This is a genomic window from Acidobacteriota bacterium (assembly GCA_034211275.1).
In the GTDB taxonomy this organism is placed as follows: Bacteria; Acidobacteriota; Thermoanaerobaculia; order Multivoradales; family JAHZIX01; genus JAGQSE01.
Genome location: JAXHTF010000264.1, coordinates 1 through 7,628, shown reverse-complemented (window position 1 = coordinate 7,628; position 7,628 = coordinate 1). Strand labels below are relative to the sequence as shown.

Genomic DNA, 7,628 nt, shown 5'->3' with positions numbered 1-7,628 from the left:
CCCCCCTCCAGATGGCGATCCAGGGGAGCCCGTCCGGGCACGACGATGAGGGCACCGGTGCGCTGCCGGGCGAGGAGGGCGACGGTGCGGACCAGGACGCTGGTGGTGGAGGCCGGTGGCCGGGGTGGCCGGCGGCGCAGTCCCCAAACGGCGATCTGCTCGAAGAGACGCCGCAGATCCTCCTGGAAGACCACCACCACCACGATGACCAGGGCGGCGAAGAAGCCCTGGAGGATCCAGGTGGTGAGCTGGAGCTCCAGCCGCCGGGCCAGCAGATAGAGAGCCGCGAGAAAACCGATGCCCACCAACGCCAGCCGGGCCCGGGAGCGGCGCAACCAGACGAAGCTGATCCACAGCAGCAGGCTCACCAACACCATATCCGCCAGATCGTTCCAGCGTAGGTTGGGCAACAGCTCCATCATGGTCTGAGGGTCAGCGGCCTCCGCGGCGCCGGCGCCGGTGCAGGGCCAGCTCCAGCCGCCCCAGGGTTTCGTCGGTGGCGACGATGCGCACCGTCACCGCCTCGCCGACGGTGTGCCGCCGGCGGGGTGAGGAGAGGGAAGGGGAGACCAGCGAGTGGGTGGCGGCATCCAGCTCCCAGGGGCCTTTGCCCATCTCCTCCGTGGCCACTGTGCCGGAGACTCCCAGCTCCTCCAGCTGAACCACCAGACCGAAGCCCCGCACCACCACGATGCGGCCCTCGTGCACCTCGCCGACGCGATCGGCGAAGTAGCGGGCCACCAACATCTGCAGCCGGTCCCGCTCCGCCTTCTGGGCCCGGCGGGCGGTCTCGTTGATGTGCTCGGCGATTTCCTCCAGCTCCTCCCGCTGGAGGTGTGAGTCCCGCTCGCCCCGCAGGTGCGCTTTGACGATGCGGTGCACCACCAGGTCGGCATAGCGCCGGATGGGGGAGGTGAAGTGCAGGTAGGCAGGAGCGCCGAGGGCGAAGTGGGGCGAAGTCTCGGGCTGGTACCGGGCCCGCCCCAACGCCCAGTGGAGCACCGAGCGGATGGAGGGGGCTACGGTGGAGCTACGGAATTGCTCTTCGAAGGCTGCCAGGGCGCGGGACGAGAGCTGTCCTCCGAAGGCGGTTTGGAAGCCGAAGTTGGCGGCGAACTCCGCCAGCTGGTCCACCAGCTCCGGGTCCGGCGGATCTTGGACTCGGAAGAGGGCGAGCAGGCCGCGATCCTCGAGCCATCGAGCCACCGCCTCGTTGGTGGCCACCATCAGCCGTTCGATGAGCAGGTGGGCGCTGGTGGGTTGGTGCAGATCGAGGCCCACGGGCTGGCCCGTCTCGTCGAGATCGAGGCGGATCTCGTCGGGCTCGATGGTCACTCCGCCTCGGGCCTTGCGGGTCACCGACAGCCGGCAGGCGGCGGCGTGGAGCCAGCCGACGGTCTCCTGCACTTCCTCCGGCACCCCTTCCGTGACCCCGCGGTCGAGGAAGGCAGCGACGTCGAGGTAGGTGAGGCGGGTGGTGGAGCGGATCAGGCTGGGGGAGATGTCGGTGGCGGTGACCTGGCCTTCGCGATCGATGCGCAGCTCTACCGTCAGGGCACCGCGGTCCACCCCCGGCTGCAGGCTGAGGGCGTCCTCGCTGAGCTGCGGCGGCAGCATGGGTACCACCAGATCCGGCAGGTAGACGCTGGTGGCCCGGTGCCGGGCCTCGCGGTCCAGCTCACTGCCCTCGGGCACCCCGTCGTCGACGTCGGCGATGGAGACCAAGACCCGAATGGCACCGTCCTCCTGCACCGGCAACACCGCCAGGGCGTCGTCCAGATCTCGGGAATGGGCGGCGTCGATGGTCACCGTGGGGACCTCGCGCAGGTCGCGGCGACCGCGTTTGCGCAGACGGGTTTTGCGCGCCTCCGCCAGCGCCTCGTCGGGGTATTGGTGGCGGATCTCGTGCACCGCCAGTACCCGGGCGCGGCCGGCTTCGTCGCCCTCCACCAGGCGGTGGAAGTGCAGTCGCTGGCGCCGGGGGTGAGGCGTGGCCACCACCGTGTCGCCGGGGCGCAGGTCCCGGGGAGCGTTGGCCACGGGCCAGGCGTCGTTGCCCAGGCGGGGATCGAGCTCCAGCCGCGGCTCCCGTCCGCCACCCCGCAGCACCACCCCCACCACCTCCTTGCGGGTCCGCTCTTCCAGCGCCAGCTCCACCGCCTGATAGCGATCCTCTCCGGTAGCTTCCAGGAGCACGCTCACCTCATCCCCTTCGAGAAAGGGGTTGAGGTCCGGCGGAGCGACAAAGGCGCTCTCCGTGGGCGCTTCCTCGGATTCCAGATCGACGAAGCCGAAGCCGCGGACGTGGACGCTGATGCGGCCCCGCCAGCGGACTTCGGCATTGGCTCCTTGGGAGGACTTCAATGGGTGATTCCGGAGAGCAGGCGGGTGATCCACAGCCAGGGTGGGTCGTGAATCTCGCGGGAGGTCTCGTTGAGCTCGCGGACGGTGGCGTTGATGCGCTCGAGCTCGTCCCCGTCGACCCAGAACCCATGGCAGTGGGTGCAATAGTCGAGAATCAGGCCGGACTCGATGTTGAACTCCACCTTGCGCATGGGCTCGTGGCCGCAGTTGGGGCAGGGGATGAGGGGCCTCTGGTCCGGGTGGTCGAAGCTGTCTTGATCGAGGGTGGAGAACTCCAGGTCGCCGGGTATGGGATCGGCGACTTTGTTGAGCTCGCCGCTGTCCAAGAACATGCCCTCGCATTGGGGGCAGGTGTCCACGGTGGCTTCGCCGTGGCGTTGGGGTTCGGTCTGGTTACCGTCCCGGGGGCAAATCATCGTTTCTCCTCGTTGATATTGGGTCACCGGCGTCTTTGGATGTGTCGATTGTATGTCACGGCGAGGAGACTGTGGAGGCTGAAGGAGCCTTCTCTTCAGGCGCTGCGGGCTCTTCGCCTTCGACGCTTGAGGCGAGTGCGGAAGAGGGTGAGATAGGTCTCCAGAGTCTCCAGGGCGAGGCGGTCGGCGGGGGTCTCCAGCACCCGGATGCCGGCGCGCCGCAGGCGCTGCCCCAGGGAGCGGTTGGCGAGCAGAATCTCTAGCGCCGCAGCCTGGGCGAAGGCCGCCTCGGGACTTTCCGGTGGCTCGTCCGCCAGCCGCCGCAGGTTGGGGTCCTGGAGGTTGACCAGCACCGGCCGGTGGCGGCGCTCCAGCTGCAGTAGGGAGTCCCGCAGCATCTCGCCGGCGGCCAGATCCACCACCGAGGTGAAGAGCATCACCGTGGCGCTGCGGCTCTCGACCCGAAAGGCGGTCTCCGCCGCCAGATCGTAGGCCGGCTCCGTGAGCCGGGCCTGGAGGTCGAAGAGCTCGCGGTAGGCGCGGGCCAGGCCGCGGCTGCCGGCGGCCACCCGCACAATCTTCTCCACCTGGTGGGAGAAGGCTACCAGGGTGACCCGATCCCCCCGGGCGGCGGCTACCCGGGTCAGCGCCAGGGCCGTCGCCAGGGAGTGGTCCAGCTGGCTGCGGCCGTCGTGGCGGGAGGTCATGGTGCGGGCGGCGTCGAGGAGGATGAGCAGCCGGGCGCCCCGTTCCCAGGTCTCTTCGCGGGTGATCAACCGATCCTGCCGGGCGCTGGCCTTCCAGTGGATGCGGTTGGGAGGATCCCCGGGCAGATACTCCCGCAGGGCGTAGGGCTCGCTGCCGGCACCGGCCTGGCGCATGGGCTCGATCCCCAGTTGATGGCGTTGGGCGAGGGTCAGGAGATTTCCCACCCGCCCCTCCCAGCGGATCTGCGGGTAGACCCGGCGGGGCTCCGGGGGCAACAGCTGCAGCTGGGACCAGGCCAGGCCCCAGGGCCCCAGCACCCGGGCATCCAGGGAGCCGACGGTGGGCTCGCCGCGGCGCCGGGGGATCAGGGTGTAGGTCCAGCGCTGGTGCCGAGGACCGCCGCGGGGGAAGACCATCTCCCGGCGCAGCGGGCCGAAGGCGAGGAAGGGATGAAGAGCCTCCCGCAGACGCAGCTTGCGATAGGCGGAGCCCGGAGCCTCGACTTCCACCGTCACCTCGCCGGCGTTGCCCTGAGCGAGGGTCGGAGGCAAATGGCGCTGGGCGATCAGCGGCAGACGGCGGGCGCGGCGGAGGTCGAGGGCGAAGGCCAGCAGCAGCACCCCGTCAATGGCGATGGCGGCCCACGCCAGGGCGGGGGCGGCGAGACCTCCCACCAAGAGCACCGAGACCGCGGCGAGGGCCAGGAAGAGGCGGGCAGCGGGCATTTCAGTGCGGTACCGCTACCGAGTCGGCGGCTTCCTCCAGCACCCGCTTGGGGCTGAAGCCTTCCAGCTCCGATTCCGCCGTCAGCAGCAAGCGGTGGCTCCAGCAGGCGCTCATCAGACCCTTGAGGTCGTCCGGCACCAGGAACTCCCGCCCCGCCAGCAGGGCTGCTCCGCGCCCCGCCTCCAACAGCGCCAGGGCGCCCCGAGGGCTGGGACCGAGCTCCACGTGGGGGGAGTCCCGCACCGCTTGGGCCAGGCGCTGGAGGTAGTCCAGCAGCTCCTCCGAGGCGTGTACCGAGCGGCAGGCGCTGCGCAGGGCGACGGCTTCCAGGGGACCAACCACGGTTTCCGGCAGCCCCCGGTCGGTGCCCCAGATGGCGAGCTCGCCGCTCACCGCCCGGCGGTAGATCTCCAGCTCCGATTCCGCCGGTGGCAGTGTCATCTCGATGCGCAGGAGGAAGCGGTCCAACTGGGCCTCCGGCAACGGGTAGACCCCCTCGTGCTCCAACGGGTTCTGGGTGGCGATGACGAAGAAGCCGTCCCCCAGGGGGTAGCTGACGCCGTCGATGGTGGCCTGGTGCTCCTGCATCGCTTCCAGCAGCGCCGCCTGGGTCTTGGGCGGCGTGCGGTTGACCTCGTCGGCCATCAGAACCTGGGTGAAGACCGGTCCCCGCACCAGTCGGAAGGTGCCCTGGTTGCGGTCGAAGACGTTGGTGCCCAGCACGTCTCCGGGCATCAGGTCGGGGGTGAATTGGAGGCGGGTGAAGTCCAGTCCCAGAGTGGCGGCAAAGCAGCGGGCCAGCAGCGTCTTGCCGACCCCCGGCACTCCTTCCAGCAGCACGTGGCCGCCGGCGAGGTAGGCGGCGCACAGGCTGTCGATGGCGGCCTCCTGGCCGAGAACGGTGCCGGAGACCGCCTGATGAATCTGCTCGATGGCCTGGCGCAGGCGTTCGATGGAGGGCTGGGGGGAGTTGCTCATGGCTTTCCTCTTGGTGCTGCGGGTCTCGGTGCTGGGGATTGGGTGTCGTCGGATGGAGTTTCTGCAGAGCCGGCGGAATTCTTCGGGGGCCGGGGCCGTCGGTGGCTCCACCGAGCCAGATCCCCGGCGAGGGCGACCAGCCCTTGCCCCTCGGCGACCTCTTCGGCGCGGCGGTGCAAGGTTGGAGGGATCTCGATGCGAGGATCGAGGGCCTGGCGTCGCTCCAGCAGCAGCCGCGCCGCCGTGGGATGGTGCTCCATTTGATGGTGCAATCGGCCGAGGGCGAAGAGGAAGTCGCCGGCGGCGCTGCCCCGGTCTCGGGGCTCGCGCCAGGCGGGACCGAAGCGCCGGGCCAGGGCCCACACCGCCAGGGCGTAGAGCAGTGCCAGATGCAGCGGCAGGAGATCGAAGCTCAGGGGGGGCAAGGTCTGGACCCCGGCCTCCGCCGGCAGCAGGCCATGACCCCGTTCGTCGAAGGCCCAGGTTTCGCCGAAGGAGGCGGCCAGGGATGCCAGCAGGTCGCCGTTGCCCGCTTCCGAGAGGCGGCCGTTGCTCAATGCCTCCGCCGGCAACATCACCACTCGCCCGTCGAGCAGCGCATAGGAGAAGACCAGCGCCCGTCCGCCGTCGTCCAGGTAGAGTTGCTGAGCGTCCCCTGGCGGGATGGGAGCGTAGTCCAGGGCCCGGATCTTGACCGGCTGCACGTCCCCCAATCTGGGTTCGCTGCGAGATTCGGTGGTGGCCCCGAGGGTGGCCGGATGAAGCCATTGTTCGGCATCTACGTGCCGACGCCAGGCCATGGGGGCGAGGGGGGGCTTGGGGCGCGTCCGCTCGTAGTCGAGCTCCAGCAGGTCCATCAACAATCCCTCGTAGAGACCGGGTCGGTCGCCGGAGTAGCCCACCAGCAACACGCCGCCGTCGCGCAAATGGTCCTGGAAGGTCTCCAGCGGCAGGGCGGAGCGGCCCCAGGGGAAAACGGTGACCAGTACCGCTCCAGCCGCTGGCTCCACCAGCTCCTCCGGGTCTTCGGTCGTTGAGTCTGCCGGTAGATCCGCCGATGGATCTGCTGGGGGGCTGTCCCACAACTCCACCGTCTTGCCTTCCGCCTCCAGGTAGGCCCGGGTCGCGCGCCAGCCCTCGCTGCCGAAGTTGAGGCTGCTGCCCCCGGCACCGCCCTGGGGGCCGTCCAAGGTCAGGAGCAGCAACACCAGGACCACGACCACCAGGCCCAGGATCAGGAGCCCACGCCGGTTCATGATCGGGCCTCCCCGGCTTGGGGTCCCAAGGCCTGGTCGAAGCGTTGGAGCAGCTCCCGCAGCTCGCCCCGGGCGCTCGCGAGAGGGGGACCGTCGCTGCCGTAGCGCAGGGTGTCCAGGATCGCCAGATGGCCTCGAAGGTCCCGCCGGCCGGTGTGGCGCAGCAGATCCCCGGAGGTCCAGGAGGCGTCTGCCCGGCTCCCTGCCAGACTGCGGGCGATCCACCACCATAGAGCCTCCAGGGCTCGGGCGAGCTCTCCCGGGGTCAGATCACTTGCTTCCTGATCACCGGCTGCCTGATCACCGGCGAAGAGAATTTTCTCCAGCTCCCGGCGCCAGCCGCCGGCTTCCCGCGGAGCCGGGGCATCCGCCCGCGGCACCGGTGACGGAGCGGTCCGATGTGGGCTCTCCGGCTGGGAAAGGCGCTGGTAGAGGTAGGTTCCGAGCCAGATCGCCAGCAGCAGCCCGATGAGGACGAGAAAGATCTTCGCCATCAGCCAGAAGTTCAGGCTCGGCAGGCCACCGAAGTCGATGGCGCGGTCCATGCGGGAGAAGAGTGACTCCGCCAGCGCGCTGCCGACGTCGAGGCCGTAGCGAGCCCAGGAAGGCTTGTCCGGGGCGGTCTCGACCTCCGTTTCGGCGAGCACTTCCGCCACGGCTTGGGGTTCGGCGGGGGTCGGTTGCCATCGGTGGAAGCTCGCTTCCAGGCCCGCTTCGAGATTCGGCTCTTGGGCTCGCTCCTGTCCCCCCGACAAGAGGGGCAGGGTCCAGCACAGGAGACCGACAAGGGCACAGACCCCGAGCCGCAGGGGATGCCCTCCCGGCGGTAGAGCCTGGATACGTCGAAGAGTTCGCCGGATTCGGGTCATGGGGTCCAGCGCGGAGGTTCCTCGTCCGGCTCTGCGCTGCCCTCCGCGGCGTCTTGCGACGGGGGGTTGACCGTGTCGCCGGTCGAATCGCCGAGGGTGGCGCTGCTGGGGCCCGCCTTCAGGTCGGAGAGCCGTGGGGCTCCCAGCTGGTCCAGGGCCTGATCGAGATCCTCTCCCTCCCGGCGCCGGCGGCAGTCAAAGTAGAGCAGGGTGATGGCGATGAAGGTGTAGAGCTGCACTGCGGCGTTGCCCAGGGCCCCGGCGGCCTCGCCGAGGCCGGAGAGCACCATCTCGAGGGTTCCCGTGCCCAT

General features: G+C 69.7%; 8 protein-coding genes. All 8 read right to left on the bottom strand.

Features of this window, described 5'->3' with window-relative positions; genetic code table 11:
- Nucleotides 1–410: hypothetical protein (locus SX243_24270; protein MDY7096102.1), on the bottom strand; the 410-nt coding region annotated here is incomplete at its 3' end.
- 22 nt (nucleotides 411–432) lie between these two features.
- Entirely contained in the window at nucleotides 433–2,364 is a 1,932-nt protein-coding gene (locus SX243_24265; GenBank protein ID MDY7096101.1) for a VacB/RNase II family 3'-5' exoribonuclease, read from the bottom strand.
- On the bottom strand, nucleotides 2,361–2,780 hold the full coding sequence (locus tag SX243_24260) for a zf-TFIIB domain-containing protein (GenBank protein ID MDY7096100.1): 420 nt from the start codon (nucleotides 2,778–2,780) through the stop codon (nucleotides 2,361–2,363). The genes SX243_24265 and SX243_24260 overlap by 4 nt, the downstream gene beginning before the upstream one ends.
- Before the next feature lie 95 nt (nucleotides 2,781–2,875).
- Nucleotides 2,876–4,213, bottom strand: a complete 1,338-nt coding sequence (locus SX243_24255) for a DUF58 domain-containing protein (protein MDY7096099.1) — start codon at nucleotides 4,211–4,213, stop codon at nucleotides 2,876–2,878.
- A gap of 1 nt (nucleotide 4,214) precedes the next feature.
- Nucleotides 4,215–5,192 carry a MoxR family ATPase gene (locus SX243_24250; protein MDY7096098.1) on the bottom strand — a complete coding sequence of 326 codons (978 nt, stop codon included), beginning with the start codon at nucleotides 5,190–5,192 and terminating at the stop codon, nucleotides 4,215–4,217.
- A complete protein-coding gene (locus tag SX243_24245) occupies nucleotides 5,189–6,448 on the bottom strand; it encodes a hypothetical protein (GenBank protein ID MDY7096097.1) in 1,260 nt (419 codons plus the stop codon). The genes SX243_24250 and SX243_24245 overlap by 4 nt, the downstream gene beginning before the upstream one ends.
- A complete protein-coding gene (locus tag SX243_24240) occupies nucleotides 6,445–7,317 on the bottom strand; it encodes a hypothetical protein (protein ID MDY7096096.1) in 873 nt (290 codons plus the stop codon). The genes SX243_24245 and SX243_24240 overlap by 4 nt, the downstream gene beginning before the upstream one ends.
- Nucleotides 7,314–7,628 (bottom strand): hypothetical protein (locus SX243_24235; GenBank protein MDY7096095.1); only part of this gene is annotated, 315 nt, incomplete at its 5' end. The genes SX243_24240 and SX243_24235, both read right to left, overlap by 4 nt.